The sequence below is a fragment of the Actinocrinis sp. genome, from assembly GCF_035946395.1.
Taxonomy (GTDB): Bacteria; Actinomycetota; Actinomycetes; order Streptomycetales; family Catenulisporaceae; genus Actinocrinis.
In genome coordinates, this window is the sequence record NZ_DASYZI010000140.1 from 35927 (window position 1) to 56758 (window position 20832).

The 20832-nt window shown below is 70.9% G+C and carries 16 protein-coding genes and 1 pseudogene; 12 read left to right on the top strand and 5 right to left on the bottom strand.

Features of this window, described 5'->3' with window-relative positions:
• Positions 1-375: 375 nt before the first annotated feature.
• Positions 376-2052: a hypothetical protein gene (locus tag VGS97_RS08815; RefSeq protein ID WP_326852797.1), complete on the top strand. Its 1677-nt coding sequence runs from the start codon at positions 376-378 to the stop codon at positions 2050-2052.
• Positions 2053-2284: 232 nt separating this feature from the next.
• Positions 2285-3469, top strand: coding sequence for a nitric oxide synthase oxygenase (locus VGS97_RS08820; RefSeq protein ID WP_414641668.1), 1185 nt, complete (start codon positions 2285-2287; stop codon positions 3467-3469).
• Positions 3470-3746: 277 nt separating this feature from the next.
• On the opposite strand, the gene VGS97_RS08825 is transcribed toward VGS97_RS08820, so the two are convergent.
• Positions 3747-4568 (bottom strand): G1 family glutamic endopeptidase, encoded by an 822-nt coding sequence (locus VGS97_RS08825; protein WP_326852799.1) that lies wholly within the window; start codon positions 4566-4568, stop codon positions 3747-3749.
• A 291-nt stretch (positions 4569-4859) separates the two neighbouring features.
• On the opposite strand from VGS97_RS08825, the gene VGS97_RS08830 reads away from it, so the two are divergent.
• The 9 genes and pseudogenes from VGS97_RS08830 (at position 4860) to VGS97_RS08870 (ending at position 14771) form a co-directional block, all read left to right on the top strand.
• Entirely contained in the window at positions 4860-5558 is a 699-nt protein-coding gene (locus VGS97_RS08830; RefSeq protein WP_326852800.1) for a response regulator, read from the top strand.
• A gap of 365 nt (positions 5559-5923) precedes the next feature.
• Positions 5924-6495: pseudogene (locus VGS97_RS08835) on the top strand (divalent metal cation transporter); the annotation flags it as partial.
• A gap of 25 nt (positions 6496-6520) precedes the next feature.
• Entirely contained in the window at positions 6521-6658 is a 138-nt protein-coding gene (locus tag VGS97_RS08840; protein WP_326852803.1) for a hypothetical protein, read from the top strand.
• Between the two features lie 167 nt (positions 6659-6825).
• Complete coding sequence (locus tag VGS97_RS08845; protein ID WP_326852805.1) at positions 6826-7536, top strand: HAD family hydrolase; 711 nt, start codon at positions 6826-6828, stop codon at positions 7534-7536.
• A 196-nt stretch (positions 7537-7732) separates the two neighbouring features.
• A complete protein-coding gene (locus tag VGS97_RS08850) occupies positions 7733-8995 on the top strand; it encodes a hypothetical protein (protein ID WP_326852806.1) in 1263 nt (420 codons plus the stop codon).
• Positions 8992-11367 carry a serine/threonine-protein kinase gene (locus VGS97_RS08855; protein WP_326852807.1) on the top strand — a complete coding sequence of 792 codons (2376 nt, stop codon included), beginning with the start codon at positions 8992-8994 and terminating at the stop codon, positions 11365-11367. The genes VGS97_RS08850 and VGS97_RS08855 overlap by 4 nt, the downstream gene beginning before the upstream one ends.
• A 43-nt stretch (positions 11368-11410) precedes the next feature.
• Entirely contained in the window at positions 11411-12502 is a 1092-nt protein-coding gene (locus VGS97_RS08860; RefSeq protein ID WP_326852808.1) for a protein phosphatase 2C domain-containing protein, read from the top strand.
• Positions 12503-12514: 12 nt separating this feature from the next.
• A complete protein-coding gene (locus VGS97_RS08865; protein WP_326852809.1) occupies positions 12515-13825 on the top strand; it encodes a VWA domain-containing protein in 1311 nt (436 codons plus the stop codon).
• Positions 13826-13868: 43 nt separating this feature from the next.
• A complete protein-coding gene (locus VGS97_RS08870) occupies positions 13869-14771 on the top strand; it encodes an FHA domain-containing protein (protein WP_326852810.1) in 903 nt (300 codons plus the stop codon).
• Positions 14772-14892: 121 nt separating this feature from the next.
• Here the strand turns inward: VGS97_RS08870 and VGS97_RS08875 are convergent, their stop codons facing one another.
• Together VGS97_RS08875 and VGS97_RS08880 are read right to left on the bottom strand one after the other, a co-directional pair.
• Complete coding sequence (locus VGS97_RS08875) at positions 14893-15138, bottom strand: DUF397 domain-containing protein (protein WP_326852811.1); 246 nt, start codon at positions 15136-15138, stop codon at positions 14893-14895.
• A gap of 276 nt (positions 15139-15414) precedes the next feature.
• Positions 15415-16293, bottom strand: coding sequence for a helix-turn-helix domain-containing protein (locus VGS97_RS08880; RefSeq protein WP_414641669.1), 879 nt, complete (start codon positions 16291-16293; stop codon positions 15415-15417).
• Positions 16294-16403: 110 nt separating this feature from the next.
• On the opposite strand from VGS97_RS08880, the gene VGS97_RS08885 reads away from it, so the two are divergent.
• Positions 16404-17243 (top strand): SAM-dependent methyltransferase, encoded by an 840-nt coding sequence (locus VGS97_RS08885; protein WP_326852813.1) that lies wholly within the window; start codon positions 16404-16406, stop codon positions 17241-17243.
• 78 nt (positions 17244-17321) lie between these two features.
• Here the strand turns inward: VGS97_RS08885 and VGS97_RS08890 are convergent, their stop codons facing one another.
• Both VGS97_RS08890 and VGS97_RS08895 read right to left on the bottom strand, forming a co-directional pair.
• Entirely contained in the window at positions 17322-18878 is a 1557-nt protein-coding gene (locus tag VGS97_RS08890; RefSeq protein ID WP_326852814.1) for a carbohydrate binding domain-containing protein, read from the bottom strand.
• A 440-nt stretch (positions 18879-19318) separates the two neighbouring features.
• On the bottom strand, positions 19319-20803 hold the full coding sequence (locus tag VGS97_RS08895; protein WP_326852815.1) for a PLP-dependent aminotransferase family protein: 1485 nt from the start codon (positions 20801-20803) through the stop codon (positions 19319-19321).
• Positions 20804-20832: the final 29 nt, after the last annotated feature.

Below are 20832 nucleotides of genomic sequence, written 5' to 3' on the forward strand. Positions count from 1 at the left end.
TACAACGGACGCGGCGTCGCCGGTGTTCCTGGCGCCGCCACGCCTTGTTCCCTCCCCCTCGCCGTTGAGACGACCGAAGTGGCGCGATCGTTCCCGCGTTCTGGGCGAGTCGCGCCGATGGACCGGCGGATGTTCGACGGCGAGTCTCGTCGGGTTTCCCCCGTACCTGGCGCAACTCGCGGAATCGGCCGTGCCACGTGCGATGGCTGGAATCGTGACATGAGGACTCGCACAGGACGTCCCGTAGCACGATCGAGTGGAATCGCCCCCGCAGCTCCCTGATCCGGGCTACGTTACAACCCGGGTTCAGTCGGGGCCACTCTGCGCTGATCCCGCGCACGCGCACCGTGAACGCCGCAGGAAGGAGTCCGGGCGATGCCCCAGGCGACGCCGCCACGGCAGGGTCATGCGCGCACCTCGTCCCACACGACGCACGGGATACCCGGGCCGTCCGTCCCCCCGCCGCCGAGCGCGAGCGGTGCAGCCGGGGGTGCGGGCGAGCCCGGGGCCTCGGCGGGTCAGGGGAATCAGGGCGGCCAGGGCAACCAGGCGCTGCGGCAGCTGCGGCTGCGGCGCTTCTGGACTCAGGCGGACTTCGCGTCTGCGTTCGAGGCGCGTTCACGGCAGATCGGCCGCCCGCTGTCGTTGTCGGTGCGGCAGGTGCGCCGGTGGGAGAGCGACAGTCCGCCGCTGCCACTCCCGGCGTACCAGGCGGTGCTCGAAGCGCTGTTCGGTGTGCCGATCGAGCGGATGGGCTTCCAGCCGCAGTGGGTGCGCGAGGAGGTGGCCGGTCCGTTCGATCCGGGCTTGAGCGCGACGGCCGAACCGGCGTCGGCCGATTGGGTCTGGGCCGCCGGGCCCGGTCCGGTGACGCGCGGGGGAGCAGGGGTCACTCGGTCGCCGCAGGACGACCACGAGAGGCACGACCCGGTGAAGAGACGACAGTTCATGACCAGCGCGGTGGCGCTCGGCTCCGGCGGGCTGGCCGCCGCTGTGCCGACAACCGCGCGCGCTTCAACGTACCCGCAGCCTCCGGCGCAGGCGGACCCACCCGCGTTCGCCGAATCAGGCGCCGCGTACCGACTGGCCGAATACACGAACGGCGACTCCGGCGCGTCCAGCGCGTCGAGTGTCGATCCCACGCTGGTGGCCGGATACGCGGTGATCACGGCCCAGCATCGGGCGCTGTACTGGAGCGTGGCCGCCTCGGCGATGTTCGCCCCGGTGGCCGCGCACTCCGAACTCGGCCTCGGCCTGCTGCACGCCGCCGGCTCCCCGGCGCTGCGGGCCCGGCTCGCCCTCCCCGTCGGCGAGACCGCGCTGCTGGCAGCCCGGCTGGCCTTCTTCGACCTGCAACAGCCGCAACTTGCCGACGGCTACTTCGCCGTCGCGCTCGACGCCGCCCGCGAGTCGGCGGACCGGGCGCTGATCGGCGCGGTGCTGGCACACCTGGCGTTCGCCCCGGCCTTCGCGGGCCAGGCGCGGCGTGCACGGGACCTGATGGCCGAGGCGCACCGGCAGGCGCGCGGCGCCGTCGGCCCGGTGCAGCGCTCGTGGATGTACGCGGTCGAATCCGAGATCGAGGCCCGCGTCGGCGGCGGCTTGGCGGCGAACGACTTGATCGCGCGCGCGGAGGGCGAACTGTCGCCGGTCGGCGGCGACGGTCTGGCCGGGGACGAGCCGGAGTGGCTCGACTACTACGACGCCTCGCGGCTCGCCGGATTCAAGGGCTACTGCCAGCTGAGCACCGGCCGCAACGGCGAAGCCGCCGCCTCGCTGGAGCACACTCTGCGCACGCTGCCCCCCACGGGGGTGAAGCAGCGCTCGATCGTGCTCGCCGACCTGGCGCAGGCACGCGCGCAGCAGGGCGAGTTGGAAGAGTCGGCGAGGCTGCTCGGCGGTGCCATCGCCCAGCTGCGCCGCGCCTGGTACGCGACCGGCCTGGACCGGGTGGACTCGGTGCGGCGCGGGCTGGCCGCGGTCAACGCCCCTGTCAGGGTCCTGGCTCCGGTGGAGGAGGCCAGGCACGCCCTTGAGGCGGTAAGGCCCTGAGCGTACTGCGCAAAGTCCGCCCGAGGTCCGGTCCGAGGCCGGTCGCAGACCCCTTGATCAAGGTAGCGCGCCACGGCCGCACCGTGCCAACGTAGCTACTCGTCACAAGTCGGATCCGCCCGGTTGCAGCACGTGAGCGGGTGGATCACCGACAGTTCCGGTCCGGAGGGACGTACTCGTGGTCATGGCCCTGAAGTCTTTGACGTCCCAGACTGCCGGCCGGGGTTCTGCTATGGACGGCTGCCCGGTGTATCCGGGCGCTGCGAAGTCCGCGCGGCAGCTTCCGCCGGGCGCCGTGCCCGCGCCGCGGCACGACTCGGCCGCCCCGGTCGATCCGGACGAGGCGGAGGAGTTCCTCGCCCTCTTCCACACCGAGACCGGGCGGCCCGGTCTGGCCGGCCGCGTGGCCGAGGTGCGTACGGAGATCGATCGGCGCGGCACGTATGAACACACTGGCGAAGAACTGGAGTTCGGCGCCCGTGCCGCCTGGCGCAACGCCAACCGGTGCATCGGCCGCCTCTACTGGCGTTCCCTGCGTGTCAGGGACCGTCGACACGTCGGCACGCCCGAGGGCGTGGCCGCCGAGTGCGCGGTGCATCTGCGCGAGGCCGGCAACCACGGCCGCATCCGGCCGGTCATCACGGTTTTCGCGCCGGACACTCCGCGGCGTCGAGGCCCGCGCATCCACAACGAACAGCTGATCCGGTACGCCGGCCATCTGCGCGCGGACGGCGCGGTGCTCGGTGACCCGATGAACGTCGCGCGCACGATGCAGGCCCGGGCCCTCGGCTGGGGCGTCGAGCAGCCCACTGCGTTCGACATACTGCCGCTGGTCGTCAGCGGTGAGTCCGACGCGGACGAGCCGCTGCCCGAACCGCTTATGTTCCCCCTGCCGCCGGAAGCGGTCCACGAGGTCGACCTCGTCCACCCCAGGCTGCCGTGGTTCGCCGAGCTCGCACTGCGGTGGCACGCGGTGCCCGCCGTCAGTGACATGTGCCTGGAGATCGGCGGGCTCTGCTACCGCGCCGCGCCGTTCAACGGCTGGTATCTGGGCACTGAGGTGGGTGCCCGCAACCTGGCCGACGAGACGCGCTACGACCTGTTGCCCGAACTCGCCAAGCGGCTCGGCCTCGACGTGTCCGACGAGCGCTCGCTGTGGCGGGACCGCGCGCTGGTCGAGCTCAACCTGGCCGTGCTGCACTCCTTCGACCTCGCCGGCGTCACCATCGCGGACCACCACAGCGAGTCGCACCGCTTCATCAACCACGTCCAGCGCGAGGAGCGGGCCGGGCGCTCGGTTCCCGCGGACTGGACCTGGATCGTCCCGCCGCTCTCCGGCGGCGCGACAGCGGTCTTCCACCGCTACTACGACAACTCGGACCTGCGTCCGGCGTACGTCCGGCACCAGGACGCCTGAATCAGCACTCGCCCTTCGTCGGCAACCGCTCGATCCGGCCCGATGTCAGGGTTTTGCATGATCTGTGCGCCAAACGGCAGCGGCCATCAGTGTTCTCTGTTGAAGAATCGGGAAAATCTGCCGCCGCCGACCGGCGCCGTGCGCTATGGTCTCGACGCCGGTGCGGCGGCATCGCCGGGGAGTGCCGCCGCACCGGGTGTGAACTCGTTGTTAACTCATTCAGTGGGCTTATTTCGTGGGCTCATGCCACGACTGGCCACCGTCCAGGCACGTGCTCTCAGGAGTGGTGCCAGGTCGCCGAGAACGACGTCCCGCTGCTGGAGATCGCGCTGACCGACACCTTCGTGGCGCCCGTGCTGGTCACCATGGTGATCGCCGTGGGGCCGGACGCGGCCAGGGTGCCGCCGTTCACGTCGCAGCTGTTGAAGGTGACCGTGCCGAAGTTCGCCAGCGGCAGCACGCCGGTGGACGACGACGGGGCCTCGGCGATCACCTCGGCCGAGGAGCGGGCCAGCAAGGAGTTGGTCTGGTTGACCGTGTGGCTCCAGCCCTTGGTGGTGTCGGCGAGGTACAGCGTGAACGCGCCGGTGGAGGTGGAGGTGACCCGGGAGACGATGGTGTCGCCCTTGGACAGGGTGTTGTTGAAGTAGACCGGGGCGGCCGGGTACATCTCGTACCAGGCGAACTGCTGCGCGACGCCGCCGGAGCACTGGACGAGGGTGCCGTCCTGCTCGACCGAGTTACTGGCGTAGCCGTCGAGGCCGGTCCAGAACGCCGCGTAGCTCGTGCCCGAACCACAGGTCGCGCCCGGCTCGACCCACGTCGAGGTGACCGAGGTGTACTTGGTGGAGTGGGCGGCGTAACCGGCCCAGTTGGAACTGGTGGCGAACTTCACGTGGGAAGCGGCGCCGGAGTGAAGCTGGGCCGTGGCCGTGTGCGGGTTGAAGTCCAGCCCGACGGGCGCGGCGGCCACCGCGACGGGCGCGGCGGCGAACAGGACGGACGAACCGATCAGCATGGCGGACAGCGTCGCCTTCGCTGATCGGCGCGCGGGGGATACGGACGGTTGGCCGGTGTGGGTGTGTCGGCTCAAACGCATGGGTGTGCTCCCTGGGTCGCGCAGCGCGAAACGCGGACGGCGGGGTCGCCGCCTCAATCGTTTGCACGGCTGCGACTGACGTTAACTCAGAACCCGATGACCGGAAAGATTCGGTAGGCCCGATTCGATGGCGCTCGGGTAAAATCCGCGCGCTCGGGCGGTGGCACGGTGGCGTGGCGGCGGCCCCTGCTGCCGGGACCCGCCGGGCCGTGGTGCGACCATGGTCGTCATCACCGCGGCGGCGGGCCCGACGACGGCGCCGACCGGCGGCGAAGACAAGGAGTTGCCGGCATGGTCCGCGTTCTCGTGGTCGACGACGAGCCGCAGCTGCTGCGCGCGATGCGGATCAACCTCGCGGCGCGTCACTACGAGGTCGTGCTCGCCGCCGACGGCGCGGGCGCGCTCGACGCCGCGAGCCGCCACCTGCCCGACGTGGTCGTGCTCGATCTCGGCCTGCCCGACATGGACGGCACCGACGTGATCGCCGGCCTGCGCGGCTGGACCAAGGTCCCGATCCTGGTGCTCTCCGGGCGCGCGGACTCGGCCGACAAGGTGGACGCGCTCGACGCGGGCGCCGACGACTACGTCACAAAGCCCTTCTCCATGGACGAACTCCTGGCGCGTCTGCGGGCGCTGATCCGGCGCAGCGAGTCGGAGGCGGCGGACGAGCCGGCCGTGACGATCGGCCACTACACCGTGGACCTGGCCGCCAAGACCGTGCAGCGCCGCCCCGGCGCGCCCGCGGACACACCCGAACAGGTGCACCTGACCAAGACCGAGTGGGCGGTGCTTGAGGTACTCGTGCGCAATCCCGGCCGCCTGGTCTCCGGCCGGCAGCTGCTCCAGCAGGTCTGGGGACCCGCCTACCAGTCGGAGACCAATTATCTGCGCTTCTATCTGGCGCGGCTGCGGCAGAAGCTGGAGCCAGAGCCCTCGCACCCCAAGCAGCTGCTGACCGAGTCCGGCATGGGATACCGCTTCCAGCCGTGACCCGGCGCGGCATCTTGACGGCGGCCTGACGAGGGAGGATTCCGTCCCTGGTCAGTCATCGTATGGGTGTACGGAGCCGGATCTAGCGCGGTGGGCGCCCAGGGTTTCGCAGAACCCATATATCAGTGGCGCGCCACGGCGCACTGGCCGAGGGGAGGCGATGATGGATCCCAGTAGTCCCGGCCATAGTACGGGCCCTGTGAGAACGGCACCCGTCTACGCGCACACGCCCTCATCCGTTTCCGGCGTGCGCCGCGAGCCGAGCCGCTGAGCCGGACACCGCCCAACCGCACGTACGTGCTCGCCCGTGCCAAGATCCACCCTGGCGCGGACGTGTGCGTGGCGTGAGGAAGGACCGCGCCACCATGACCGACCTCGTCATTGCCCCGGACGCGACCACCACCCCCATTACCACGACCACCAAAACCGCAGTGCTCGACGACGCGCACGTCGGCGACATCCGCGGCGCGCTCGGCACCATCAGGCTCGGTGACACCGCGGCCCGCCGCGGGCTTTCGGCCAAGCTCAGGACCCTGCTGGCGATCGTCGGCCCCGGCCTGATCGTCATGGTCGGCGACAACGACGCCGGCGCCTTCTCGACGTACGGGCAGACCGGCCAGGACTACGGCACGCGGCTGCTGTGGGTGCTGCCGCTGCTGATCCCGGTGCTGTACGTCAATCAGGAGATGGTGGTGTGGCTCGGCGCGGTCACCGGCGTCGGGCACGGCAAGCTCATCATCGAGCGCTTCGGCCGCTTCTGGGGCATGTTCAGCATCGTCGACCTCTTCCTGCTCAATGCCCTGACCCTGGTCACCGAGTTCATCGGGATCATCCTCGCGGTCGGCTACCTGGGCCTGCCCAAGGCGCCCTGGTGATCGCCGCCGGGCTGGTGATCGTGGCCGCCGCGTCCACCGGCTCGTTCCGCCGAGCCGATCGACCGTTCCGGAGCCGAGGGCTGGCGGATGCCGCCGCTGGCGCAACTCGGCCGGGCGACGATGTCGACATGCCGCCGGATCGGCATGGGCGCGCTGCGCTGCTATCTCGTGATCGCGTCGATACTCGTCGTAGTGAAGATCGTGCAACTGGCGCTGATTCACTGACCCAATCGCCTCTTACGTCACAGGTGTTAACTCGAAAGTGTGAAAATTAATCAACAGTCCTGGGTCGACAGCGGGCGCGGCCAGTAGTATCGCCGCCCGAACGGGCTGTGCACGTGCGTCCGCACGTGCTGATGGCTCGCGCGCGCCGAGCGTCAGGAGAGCAGACCGTGCACACGCCCGCCCGCACCCACCTCGCAGTCCCGGTCGCCCGCTCCCGCACGATCGAGGCCGTGGTCTTCGACGTCGGCGAGACCCTGCTGGACGAGACCTTCGAGTACCACGCCTGGGCCGACTGGCTCGGCGTGCCCCGGCACACCTTCTCCTCCGTGTTCGGCGCGGTCGTCGGCGCCGGCCGCGACCACCGCGAGGCGTTCGAGTACTTCCGCGAGGGCTTCGACCTGGACGCGGAGCGCGGGCGGCGGGCCGCCGCCGGGCGGCCGGAGAGCTACGGCGAGCACGACCTGTACCCGGACGCCAGGCCGACGCTGGCGGCCCTGCGGGAGGCCGGGTACCTCGTGATCATCGCGGCGAACCAGACCGGGCGCTCGCACCGCATCCTCGACTCGCTGCACCTGCCGGTGGACCTGGTGACCACCTCGGACACCTGGGGCGTGGCGAAGCCCGACCCGCGCTTCTTCCGCAAGGTCATCGAGGTCTGCCAGGACCTGCGCCCCACCGCGACGGCGGGACGGATCTGCTACGTCGGCGACCGGCTGGACAACGACCTGCGGCCGGCCTGGGACGCCGGCCTGCGCACCGCGCACATACGTCGCGGGCCCTGGGGCCACATGGCCGCGTACGACAGCGATCTGATCGCCAAGGCCGACTTCCGGCTGACCACGCTCGCCGACCTGCCCGCGCTGCTCGCCGAAGTGTGACCGGCCCGCCCGGGGAATATAAGGTGAGGGGCGCTCACCGAGACGGCGGGGCATGGCGGGATGGGGGACGAGCGGTTGACAGCGGCGGCACGGATCCGTCTTTACCGGCTCGGAACCGGGACAAACTCCAGCGCTGCATACACCGGTGCGACGGCGACTGCATCGCAGCAGCGCTGGGCGCAATACGCTGGCTGACGTGGTGGCGATGGCCTTCCCCGCTTACGGTCCGCCGACGCGCGAGGCGGTCGACGCCGAGCTCGCGCGGCTCGGGCAGGATGCTGCGCGGGTTTCCGAGGCGCTGCTCGAACTGGCCGACAACAGCGGTTACAAGCTGCTCGACAGCGCGGCGCTGACCGGGGTCACCGCGCAGCGCTGGCAGCGTGCCGCCGGCCGGATCGCGGGGCTGTGGGACAACTACACCGCGTTCCAGGACGTCCTCAACCGGGCCGGCGAGATCCGTGGCCGCCGCGCCAAGCCGCGGCCCGAGGAGCTGAACGCCATCGCCGAACTGCTGCGCGGCAAGTCGATCACGCTGTCCACCAAGGCGGTCGCGCTATCCGAGCGCACGCTGCTCGGCCCGAGCATCGTCACCGAGCAGGCGACGCTCGCCGAGACGCTGAAGCAGATGAACAGCGACTTCCAGCTGGCCGCCGACTTCGTCACCGCGGCGGAGTCCACCTGGAACCGGCTGTTCGAGCAGGCCGACCCGGTGCAGCAGCGGCTGCGGGACGTCATCGGCGTGGTGCGGGAGATCGGCGACCGGACCCTGGCCACCGCGGTCGCCGGGATCGGCGACGAGTACACCAAGCTGCGCCGCGAGGTCTACGCCGACCCGATCGGCCTGGCCGCGCCGAACTCCGGCTTCCCGCAGCGGCTGGCCCGCGTCCGCGAGGACCTCGAATCGGTTGCCGCGACCGTGACCGGGGCGGCCGACCTGCGCGCCGACTTCGAACGCCGGGCCGGACAGCTGGCCCGGCTGATCGACCGGATCGCGGACCTGGAGGACGCGCAGCGCGTCGCCGAGGCCGCTGCGCGGGAGAAGATCCTGGTCGGCACGCTGCCCGCGCCCACCAATCAGGCCCCTGCGCTAAGAGCCCGGCTGGCCGCTCTCGGCGACCTGCGCGACCGCGCCCTGTGGCGGCGGCTGTCCGAGGAGGCCGGCGCGCTCGAAGCCGCGCTGGACGAGGCGCTGGCCGCCGCGAGCCGGGTGCACGGCGCGATGGCGGGCCTGCTTGAAAGACGCGAGGAACTGCGCGGAAGACTGGCGGCGTACCGGGTGCGCGCGGCAAGATCGGGGGCTGCGGAACAACCGCGGCTCGAAGCGCTGTACCAGGCGGCGCGCGACCTGCTGTGGTCCAGGCCGTGCGATCTGGCGGCGTCCACCAGGGCGCTGTCCGCGTACCAGAAAGCCGTGCTGGCGTTGAATCAGCCAGGCCGAGGGGGAGGGGTCCAGGGATGAGCGGGGTCAAGTGCGGCCGTCCGGGCTGTGACGGCACGATCGTGGACGGGTACTGCGACACCTGCGGGCTCGCACAGAGGAGCGGGACGGGCGCCGGTGCGCAGGCCGTCGCCTCCGGCCCGGCGCGCTGCACGCGGCCCGGCTGCGGCGGAACCATCGAGGACGGGTACTGCGACACGTGCGGCATGGCGGCGGCGGGCGGTTCTCCGGGCGCGTCCGGCACGGCCTCCGCGCGCACCGGCTCGGTCCGCGGCACCTCGTCGACCGGCCGGACCTCCACCGGGCGCACCCGCGGATCCGCCGTCTCCGCGCGCACCGGCACCTCGCGCAGCGGTTCGAGCCGGGGCGCCCGGTCCACCGGGCGCGGCGGCCTCGGGCTCGGCCTGGTCGAGATCCCGCAGGTCGAGTACCGCGACCCGAGCGAGGCCGTGCTCTCCGACCCGCAGGTGCCCGAGCACAAGCGGTACTGCTCGAAGTGCGGCGAGCAGGTCGGCCGCTCGCGCCAGGGCCGCCCGGGGCGCTCCAGCGGGTACTGCGCCAAGTGCGGCAACGGCTACGACTTCAGCCCCAAGCTGTCCGCGGGCGACCTGATCGGCGGCCAGTACGAGGTGCTCGGCTGTCTGGCCCACGGCGGTCTCGGCTGGATCTACCTGGCCCGGGACAACAACGTCTCGGGCCGCTGGGTCGCTCTCAAGGGCCTGCTGGACACCGGGGACGAGGACGCGATGGCCGCGGCGGTCGCCGAGCGGCAGTTTCTCGCCGAGGTCGAGCACCCGAACGTGGTCAAGATCTACAACTTCGTGCGGCACCTCGGCGACGACTACATCGTGATGGAGTACGTCGGCGGCAAGTCGCTCAAGCAGATCGCGCTGGACTACAAGAACGAGCACGGCGGTGCGCCGCTGCCGCTGGAACAGGTGCTGGCCTACGCGGTGGAGATCCTGCCCGCCTTCGGCTACCTGCACTCGATCGGCCTGCTGTACTGCGACTTCAAGCCGGACAACGTCATCCAGTCCGAGGAGCAGCTCAAGCTGATCGACATGGGCGCGGTGCGCGCCTTCGACGACGAGGACTCCGCGGTCTACGGCACCGTCGGCTACCAGGCGCCCGAGATCGCGCAGGACGGCCCCTCGGTCGAGTCCGACCTGTTCACCGTCGGCCGGATGATGGCCGTGCTCTCCTTCGACTTCAAGGGTTACACCTCCACCTTCGTCACCACGCTGCCGAAGCGCGGCACGGTGCCGCTGCTGGCCGAGTACGAGTCCTTCGACCGCGCGCTGCGCCGGGCCACGCACGCGCGCCGGGAGCGCCGCTTCTCCACCGCGGGCGAGATGGCCGGGCAGCTGACCGGGGTGCTGCGCGAGGTGCTCGCCCTCGGCGACGGACAGCCGCGCCCGGCCGTCTCGACCCTCTTCACCGGCGAGCGGCTGGCCGTGGGCACGGACCTGGAACTGCCGTCCGTCACGCAGTTCGCCGACGCGCTGCCGATCCCGACCGTCGACTCCGGCGACCCGAACGCGGGCACCCTGGCCACCCTCGGCGGCGCGCCCCGCCAGATCATCAATGCCCTGAAAAGCCTGCCGAACCCCTCGACCGAGGTCTACTACCGGCTGGTGCGGGCCGGGATCGAGGAGCGCGAACTCGGGCAGGCCGAGCAGTGGCTCGACCTGCTCAAGCGGCAGGACCCCTACGACTGGCGGGTGGTGTGGTACCGCGGCCTGGTCGAGTTGACCCGGGGCGAGCCGGAGAAGGCGCAGGCGCACTTCGACGCCTGCTACGACGAGTTGCCCGGCGAGCTGGCGCCGAAGCTCGCCCTGGCCGCGGCGGCGGAGCTGGCCGGGCGCGAGCAGCAGGCGGCGCTCTACTACCGGCTGGTCTGGACGGTGGACCGCTCGTACGCGACCGCGGCGTTCGCCCTCGCCCGGCTGCGCATAGCGCAGAACGACCACGCGGGCGCGGTGGAGGTGCTCGGCCAGGTGCCCGAGTCGTCGATCCACCGCACCGCCGCCGAGGTCCAGTCGATCACCACCCGGCTGCGGTCCCCCGGCTTCGCCGACTGGGTCGCCCCGGCGGAGCTGAACGAGCTGAGCCTGCGGGTGCAGGCGCTCCACCTGGACGGCGAGGCGCACGAGTCGATGGTGTGCAAGGTGCTGCTCGGCGCGCTGGACTGGATCGACGCGCACCCGCCGGCATCGGCCACGACCCGCAACTTCTCGCAGGGCCGGGTCTTCGACTCCGACCTGACCGAGCGGGACGTGCGCCTGGCGCTGGAACGCTCGTTCCGGGCGCGCGCCCGGATGGCACCCGACCGCCGCAGCCGGATCGACCTGGTGGACCGGGCCAACTCGCTGCGTCCCAGGACTCTGGTATGAACGGACGCAGCATGAACCGACCCCGGTGCGAACGGACCCCGGCATGACCGACAGCGACGAATCCGCCCCGGCGGGCGACCCGGCCGAGGCGCCGACCATCGAGCTGGACCTTCCGGGCCTGGCGTCCGGGCTCGCCTGTCCGTCCTGCGGCGCCGAGGTGCTGCCCGGGGACGGGTACTGCGAGGAGTGCGGCGCCGACCTGATGGTGCGCCGGGCCGCGCCGCCCGACGCCGCGCAGGCACCGTGCCCGGACTGCGCCGGGACCGCGTTCACCGACGGGTACTGCGACAACTGCGGCCGGCTCGCCCCCTCGTCGCGCGACCGGATCGAGCGGGACCTCGGCACCGTGGCCGGCGTGACCGACCGCGGGCTGCGGCACAGCCGCAACGAGGACGCGATGGCCTTCGCCGTGATCGGCGCGGACTCGGGCCGGACGGCGAGCGTCATCGTGGTCTGCGACGGCGTGTCGACCTCAGCCGAGCCGCAGCTCGCCTCGCAGATCGGCGTGGACACGTCGCTGGAGCACGTGGTGCACGCGCTGCGCCGGGGCGAGAGCGCCGCCGCGGCCGTCACCGCCGCGATCGACGCCGCGCAGGTCGCCGTCAGCGCCCTGGCCGACGACTATCCGGACCGCTCCACCGCGCCGTCGTGCACCATCGTCACCGCCGTGGTCGAACCCGGCCTGGTCACGGTGGGCTGGGTCGGCGACAGCCGGGTCTACTGGCTGGCCGCCGACGGCGGGAGCTCGCGCCGGCTGACCGAGGACGACACCTGGGCCGGGCAGCTGATCGCCGGGGGAGCGGTCGAGGAGGCCGAGGCGTACAAGGCCCCGCACGCGCACGCGATCCTGCGCTGGCTCGGCCCGGACGCCCCGCCCGAGCCGGCGCACGTGCACGAGCTCCTCCCGGACGGCCCCGGCCTGGTGCTGGCGTGCAGCGACGGGCTGTGGAACTACGTCTGGGACGCCGACGAGCTGGCCCGGCTGGCCGCGGGTCACCACGAACTGCTTGCCAAGGCCGCCGCGCTCACCACGGTGGCCCTCGACGGCGGCGGCCAGGACAACATCACCGCAGTGCTGGCCGTCTACCCGCCCGACCCGCCCGCAGAGCCGTCCGAGTCCGAGTTAGAGTCCTGAGGTGATCGAACAGTGAGCACCGGCCTGCCGCAGTTCAGCGTCAGCGTCTACCAGAACGAATACCTGCCCGAAGGCGCGAACGAGGTCAACGCGATCGTCACGGTGACCTCCTCCGGCTCCACCGCCGGACCGTCCAACGCCCGCGCCGCCCAGGTCATCATGGTGGACTGCTCCGGCTCGATGGACTACCCGTCGACGAAGATGTCCGCCGCGCGGCAGGCCACGAAGGCGGCGATCGACGCGATCCGCGAGGGCGTGCCGTTCGCCGTGGTGGCCGGGACGCACGTGGCCCGGATGGTGTTCCCCAACACCGAGTACCTGGTGCCCGCCGACGCCTCCACCCGCGCCGCCGCGAAGGCCGCCGTGGACCGGCTCACCTCCGGTGGCGGCACCGCGATCGGCCAGTGGCTCGCGATGGCCGACCGGCTGTTCACCGGGCACGAGGACGCGATCAGGCACGCGATCCTGCTCACCGACGGCAAGGACGAGCACGAGAGCCCGTCCGACCTCGACCAGGCCATCGCCCGCTGCGAGGGCCGGTTCACCTGCGACTGCCGGGGCGTCGGCACCGACTGGGTCGTCGCCGAGCTGCGCCGGATCGCCGCGGGGCTGCTCGGCACGGTGGACATCGTGGCCGACCCGAGCGGCCTGGCCGCCGACTTCCGGCAGATGGTCGAGGGCGCGATGGGCAAGGCGGTCGCGGACGTGCGGCTGCGCCTGTGGTCCCCGCAGGGCGCATCGGTCAAGTTCGTCAAGCAGGTCGCGCCGAGCGTGGCGGACCTGACCGGCAAGCGCCTACAGACCGGCCCGCTGGCCGGTGACTACCCGACCGGCGCGTGGGGCGCCGAGTCGCGCGACTACCACGTCTGCGTCGCGGTGCGCGCCGGATCGGTGGGCGACGAGATGCTGGCCGGCCGCGCCTCGCTGGTGTCGATCGACTCCTCCGGGCAGGCCGAGGTCCTCGGCCAGGGCCTGGTGCGCGCGGTGTGGACCGACGACGCGGCGCTGTCCACGAAGCTCAACCGGCAGGTCGCGCACTACACCGGGCAGGCCGAGCTGGCCGACGCGATCCAGGAGGGCCTGGAGGCGCGCAAGAACGGCGACTTCGACACGGCCACCGCGAAGCTCGGCCGGGCCGTCCAGCTCGCGAGCGAGTCGGGCAACGAGGAGACGACGAAGCTGCTGCGCAAGGTGGTCGACGTCGAGGACCCGGCGACCGGTACGGTGCGCCTGAAGGCGCGCGTCAACGACGCGGACGAGATGGCCCTGGACACCAGGTCGAGCAAGACCGTCCGGGTCGGCAAGGGCAACAACCAAGGCTGAGCCGGACGGCAGGAACGCGACGAGAGGATCGGGGTGGCTTTCGATGGCGCTGTGTCCCGCCGGGCATGAGTCGCAGACCGCGGACTACTGCGACACCTGCGGCGCGCTGATGGGCGGCGCGCCGGTCACGGCCGCGCCCATGTCGGCCGCGGCCGCACCGGCCGTGCCGGCCGCAGCGCAAGGCGCGGGCGGCACATGCCCGCAGTGCGGAGCCGAGCGCGGCGGCCGTTTCTGCGAGGAGTGCGGGTTCGACTACGAGATGGCTGAGCTCGTGCCGCCGCCCGTGACATCCGGGCCCGCGCAGACACTGAGTCAGCAGACATTGAGTCAACAGGCACCAGGTCAGCAGACACTGAGCCAACAAACACCGGGCAAACAGACACCGGCTCAGAACTCGGATCCGCTCGCGAAGACCGTCGAAGCCGGCCCGGACTACGACTTCGACGCCGAGTTCGAGAAGGCCGAGCGCGAGTTCGCGGCCTCCGGCAGCCGGCCCGGGACGTCGACCGCGCCCGAACAGGCTGGTCCTGCCGTTGCGCCGCGCCAGCTCGCGGCCCTGGTCGTCGCCGATCGCGCGTACTACGACGCGCAGATCGAGCGCGGCGACATCGTCGAGGGCGAATTCCCGTTCCCGAAGTACCCCGGCGAGCGCCGCTTCGTGCTGGACGCCGACCGGATCAGGATCGGCCGCGCCTCGGTCAGCCGGGGCATCGCGGTGGAGATCGACCTGACCGGGCCGCCGCTCGACCCCGCGGTCTCCCACCTGCACGCCCAGTTGCTGCGCGCGGCGGACGGCTCGTGGTCGGTGGTGGATCTCGACTCCGCCAACGGCACCCGCCTCAACGGCGCCGAGGATCCGCTGCCCGCCGAGACCGAGGTGCCGGTCGGCGTGGGCGACCGCATCCACCTCGGCGTGTGGACCACGCTCATTCTCGAAGAGGCCTGAGAAAGATGCTCCGTGATCCCGCCGCGCGGCGCCGACCGCGCGGCGGGATCACGGATGCCGCCCGTTTCCCGCACGGCCGGGCAGCGTGGTGCATTTCGGATGTCGGCTCAGGTCACGCGGTTCAGATCATGCCGTCGAACTCGCCGTCCTTGACTCCGGCGACGAAGGCGACCATCTCGGCGCGGGTGTAGACCAGCGCCGGGCCGTGCGGGTCGCGCGAGTTGCGCACCGCGACGGCGCCGTCCGCGAGCGCCGCGACCTCGACGCAGTTGCCGTTGTAGCCGCTGTGGCTGCTCTTGCGCCACACGGCGCCGTCCAGCCCGTCGGCCGACATGCCGTTGACGATGTTCTGGTTCTGCGCTGCCATGGCCCCTCGCTCTCCTCTGAATACACAGTCTTCTGAACACAGTCTTCTGAATACGCAGTTCAACCGAGTGCACGATCCGTATGCACGAGTCACTTGCACGTGCATCCGCCTAACGCAAAGTAGCACCGCCGCAGCCGGTTGCAAACGAGGACATGAGAATCAGAATGTTGCCGAAAGGGTGCCTGAAGGCCAGGTCCGGCGGAGCGTCAGAATAGGTCGGGACTTAGACGAAGAAGAAAGCGGCCCGCCTCGGCGCAGACGTGCCGCGGGCGGGGATCAGATCTCCTCGCGCACTTTCATCAGGAGCTGCCGGCTGCGCGCCGGGGTCTCCGCCTCCACGGCCAGCCGGTCCAGCGCACGGCTGTAGATCTCGACCTCCTCGGCCTTCTCCAGGTAGAGCGCGCCGGCCAGGTGCTCGACGTACACGATGTCCGCGAGCTCCGTCTCGGCGAACCGCAGCAGCGTGAACGGGCCCTCCGCGCCGTATCCGCTGGTCTGGTAGGGCACGATCTGCAACGAGATGTGCGGCTGCGTGGTCATCTCCAGCAGGTGGTCGATCTGCTTGCGCAGCACCCGCGGCCCGCCGAGGCGCCGGTAGAGCACCGACTCGTCGATGACGACCCACAGCTTCGGCGCCGACCTGCCGAGCAGGATCTTCTGTCGCTGCATGCGCAGATGCACTTTGCGTTCCGTCTCGCGGTTCGCGTTCTCCGGGCGGCCGCGACTGGCGATGGCCATCGCGTACTCCTCGGTCTGTAGCAGCCCCGGCACGAACTGGAGCTCGTACGCCTTGATCTGGGTGGCGGCCTCCTCCAGGCCCACGTAGTCCTCGAACCACTTGGGCATCAGGTCGCCGAAGGCGTGCCACCAGCCGTGCACGTTCGACTTCGCGACCAGGTCGAGGACCTTCGCCCGCTCCGTGTCGTCGATCACGCCGTAGAGGGTGAGCAGGTCGGCGACGTCGCGCTCCTTGAAGCCGACCCGGCCGCTCTCCATCCGGCTCAGCTTCGACTCCGACCCGCGGATGCTGTACGCGGCCGACGACCGGCTGATCCCGGCGTGCTCCCGCAGCCTGCGCAGTTGAGTGCCGAGAATCAGCCGTCTTACTGTCGGACCGAGCGGCTGATCCTCCTTGGGATCGTCGAACACGGCGATGAACTCCTCACATCGAACTTCTTGGCGCGTTTACGATTCTATTACGTGTCCTTACGCTAAGTTAAGTGCCGTCAGCTTTCTGGTTGTGCAAATGCGCCGGGAGACCGCATATGACGAAGAACACTGTCATCCCGTCCGAACCCTCCGTCCCGGTGGGCGTCGATCCGACCAGGGCGAGTATCGCCCGAGTGTACGACGCATTCCTCAACGGCAAGGACAACTACGAGGTCGACCGGGCGGTGCTGCGCGGGGTGCAGAAGGCCGCCCCCGAGGCGGTGGACCTGGCCTTCGAGAATCGCGGGTTCCTGATCCGCGCCTGCCGTTTCCTCGCCTCGCAGACCGGCGTCGATCAGTTCCTCGACTGCGGCTCGGGCCTGCCCACCGCGGAGAACGTGCATCAGGTCGTGCAGCGGCTCAACCCGGACGCGACGGTCGTGTACCTCGACAACGATCCGGTGGTGCTCGCCCACGGCCGCGCGCTGCTGGAGGAGAACGAGCTGACCCACCTGGTGTCCGCGAACATCTTCGACCCGCGCGAGGTGCTCGGCAACGAGGAGGTCCGCGACCGGATCGACTTCACCAGGCCGCTGGTGTTCCTCCAGATGGGCACGCTGCACCACTACAACGGCGGTCGCGAGCGGCCCGCGCAGATCATGCGGGAGTTCATCGACGCGCTGCCGTCCGGCTCGTACGTGGCGATAAGCCACTTCTTCGACCCGGAGAACCAGTACAGCGAGGTGGCCCGCAAGATGGAGGAGATGTTCCTGCACAGCATGATGGGCTCGGGCACCTTCCGCACGCGGGCGGAACTGCTTGAGCTGTTCGACGGGCTCGAACTGGTCGACCCGGGCCTGACCCTGTGCGCCGACTGGTGGCCGGACGGGCCGCGGCTCAAGCCGCTGAACCAGGTGCAGCAGTGCATCGCCGGGGCCGTCGGCCGCAAGCCTTGACCGGACGCCGGTCCACTCGCTGGGCCGTGTGCGCCCCTGCGGGGGTCCGGAGGCGCACACGGCTTCGCGATCCGGCCGTCAGCCGGTGTACTGGACGATGATCTTCGTGAAGTCGTACGGGTTCTGCGTGATGTTCGAGCACGTACCCGGTGCCCACGGCTCGACCGCGCCGGCCGGGCACTGGTAGTCCCGGTTCACCGACCAGAACGAGAACCAGGCCGGGTGGTTGGCCTTCACGAAGCCCAGCAGGGTGCTGAAATCGGACTGGGTGAACAGCTCCGAGGGCTGGTCGGTGTGGCCGTTCATGATCTGGAAGCCCATGTGCGACCAGGCCGTCGCGGCACTCCAGCCGTAGATCGACTCCAGCTGTCCCGCCGCGTCGTTCGCGACGGCCTCGGTCTGCGCGACCTCCGTGCCCGAAGTCAGGCCGGTGTCGAAGTCCATGATGTTGACGATGTCCAGCCGGGCGCCGTTCGCGATCGCCTGCTTGATCTCGTCGGTGCCGGTGCCGGGGAATCCGACCGTGGTCATCGGGATGGTCAGCGAGACCTTCAGGCCCGGGTTGTCCGACTCGATGATCTTGATCGCGCCGAACCGGACCGCGGTGTTCGAGTCCAGCGCGGTGTTCTCGTAGTCGAAGTCCACCCGGGTCAGCCTGTACTTGGTGATCATCTGCTGGTACGCGCCGGCCAGCGCGGAGGCCGAGCCGCAGGTCGAGCCGAGCTCGGTGCCGTTGTAGCCGCCGAAGGACACCGCGACGTCGCCGCCGGCCGCGCGGATCGTGTTGATGTCGGCCGCCACGGCCGTGTCCGAGGAGACCGGCATCGAGGAGTTGCCGTCCCACGCGGGCGTGCACCCGCCGGAGTCGAGCACGAAGGCGAGGTTGTACTGCGTCTCTCCGGAGCCGCTGATGATCGAGGACATCGCCGCCGGGCTGTTGTCGACCGGCATGAAGTACACCGGGTGCGTGAACGAGCCGGTACCGCCGGTCGAGGTGACTGACGCGGACGGCGACGGCGAGGCGCTCGGTGATGACGACGGCGAGGGCGAAGGCGAAGCGCTCGTCGCGGACGGCGACGGCGAGGGGGAGCCGCCGGTGCCTGCCGGGCCGGTGAGCGCGAGGTCGTCGGCGTAGTAGGTGCCCTGCGCGTACCAGCCGTGTACGTACACCTGCACGCTGGTCTGGCTCGCGCCGGTGGTGAACGTCGTCGAAAGCTGCTGCCATGAGGTCGCCGACGGGGTCCAGTTGGAGGTACCGCCGGTGATCCCGATGTAGACGTACGCGCCCTCGACATAGCCGGAAAGCGTGTAACTGGTGTTCGCGAGCACGGAGACGGTCTGCGTGCACTGAGCGTCGTCCGAGTTGGTCGCGGCGCCGGCCAGCGCGTAGCTGCCGGAGTGCACCGGCGAGCCGACGACGGACCCGGTGCCCGCGTCGCAGGACCAGCCGGTCAGGTTGCCGGACTCGAATCCGGGGTTCGCCAGCAGGTTGGTGGTCGCCGCCCCGGCGGGCACGGCGAGGGCCGCGACGAGCCCCATGCCGCCGGCCGTCATGGCGAGCGCGGCGGCCGCGGCGGCGAGGCGCCTCGGCGGCCGGGCACCGCTTCGGTGAGCACTGTTTAGGACTGGACGCACGAAGCGCTCCTTGTCATCGGTACAGCGGCATGCCGCAGAAGGCTGACGTGTACTGGAACGTGCGGTGATCCGGGTCGCCGTACCGGAGGAGAGCTGTTGCCGTGTGCATGTGTGCCGGGCACTGGTTCATCGCGCACGGGTGTATCGAGCACTGTGGTCCAGACCATTGTGCTCTGTCAAGGTATGGTCTGGACCAATTTCGGGCCGTCAGCGGCCGGACCGCCGTGCGACGCGCGCGAGTGCCACACCTGCCGCCAGTACTGACATGCCGAGCGCCAGCGGCCACTTCGAGGCGGTCCCGGTCGCGGCCAGTACGCACGGGTAGCCACACTCGTTGTGTTAGGGCCGTGCCGCGGCACTTCCACTCTTTCGGCGCAGCTCCGTTGCGGTGAAGGAGGGAGGAGACTGATATATCAAGCTATTAATTCTTGCTGCGCCGCCTACGCGATCAGGTCGGCCCGATGCTCCGCGGCCTGGCGCGGTCCCGGTGCCGTGCGGGCCAGCGCCAGCCTGCGTAACGCCTCGTGCAGCATCTCCGGCGGCTGCACGTAGGGCAGGCGCACGTAGCGCTCGAAGGTTCCCGGGTCGGCGCCGAAACGCGGTCCGGCGTGCAGCATCACTCCGTGCGTCTGCGCACGCTGCGCCAGCAGGGTCGCGTCCTCGCGGTCCATCCGCATCCACAGCGACAGGCCGCCCTCCGGCACCCGGTACGTCCAGTCCGGGAACGTCTCGCCCACGGCCTGCATCAGCGCCGCGCGCTGCTCGCGCCAGTCGCGCCGATGCCCGTCCGCGTAGTCCTGGTCGCCGCGCAGCACGGCGGCCGCGGCCAGCTGGTCGAGCATCGGCGAGGCCAGGTCCATCGCGGCGCGCGCGGCGGCCAGTTCGTGCACTATGCGCGCCGGGCCGCGCAGCCAGCCGATGCGTAGCCCGCACCAGAAGGACTTGGCCATCGAGCCGCACACCAGCACCGACTCCGCGTCGGCCGGCCGGATCGTCGTCGCGAACGGCGGCGGCACGGGCACGTCGAGCGCCACCTCGGTGATCGTCTCGTCGGCCAGCAGCCACGACCCGGCGCGCCGGGCCGCGCGCGCGATCGAGCCCTGCATGTCGGCGTCCATCAGGTGCCCGGTCGGGTTCTGGAAGTGCGGGATCAGATACGCCAGCCGGGGCCGCAGCTGCGCGAGCGCGTTCTCGTAACCGCCCGGTACCCAGCCGTGCTCCTCCAGCGGCACCGGCATCGGGCGGGTCTGCGCGTTCCAGAACGTGTCGAGCGCGTTCGGGTACGTCGGGCTCTCCACCAGAACCCGGTCTCCCGCGCGGCACAGCAGCCGGGCCACCATCGTGATCGCGCCCTGAGACCCGTTGGTGACCAGGATCTGGTCCGGCGAGGTCGGCAGCCCGCGCGCGGTGTAGTGGTCCGCGACGGCCTCGCGCAGCACGCCGAGCCCGTACGGCGCGTAGCCGCCTGCTCCGGAGTAGGCCGGCAGCTGGTCGGCCGCGGTGCGCAGCGCCGCCTGCAACACCGGCAGCGGGGCGGGTGGCGACGCGCACATCAGGTCGATGACGTCGGTGTCCGGCCAGCCGGTCTGCCAGCCGCCGCTGGTGCGTGCCGCCGCGCCGTCCGGCAGCGAGACGTACGTGCCCGAGCCCTGCCGGCTGACCGCGAACCCTGACTCGCGCAGCAGCGCGTACGCCACGGTGACCGTGGTGCGGCTGACGCCGAGCGCGGTGCTCAGCGTGCGCTCGGCGGGCAGCCGCGTGCCCAGCGCGAGCCGGCCGTCGAGCACCAGGCCGGTGATCCGCTCTGCGAGCGCGGCCTGTAGCGGCTTGCCGCGCCCGTCGCCGTCGGCGCTGCGCCACGGCCCGAGCCGCGCGGCGAGTTGGCCCGCCCCGATTGTCGCCGTCGGCACGACCGCTCCAGACATCAGGCCACCTTCTTCAAATTGGCTATCGA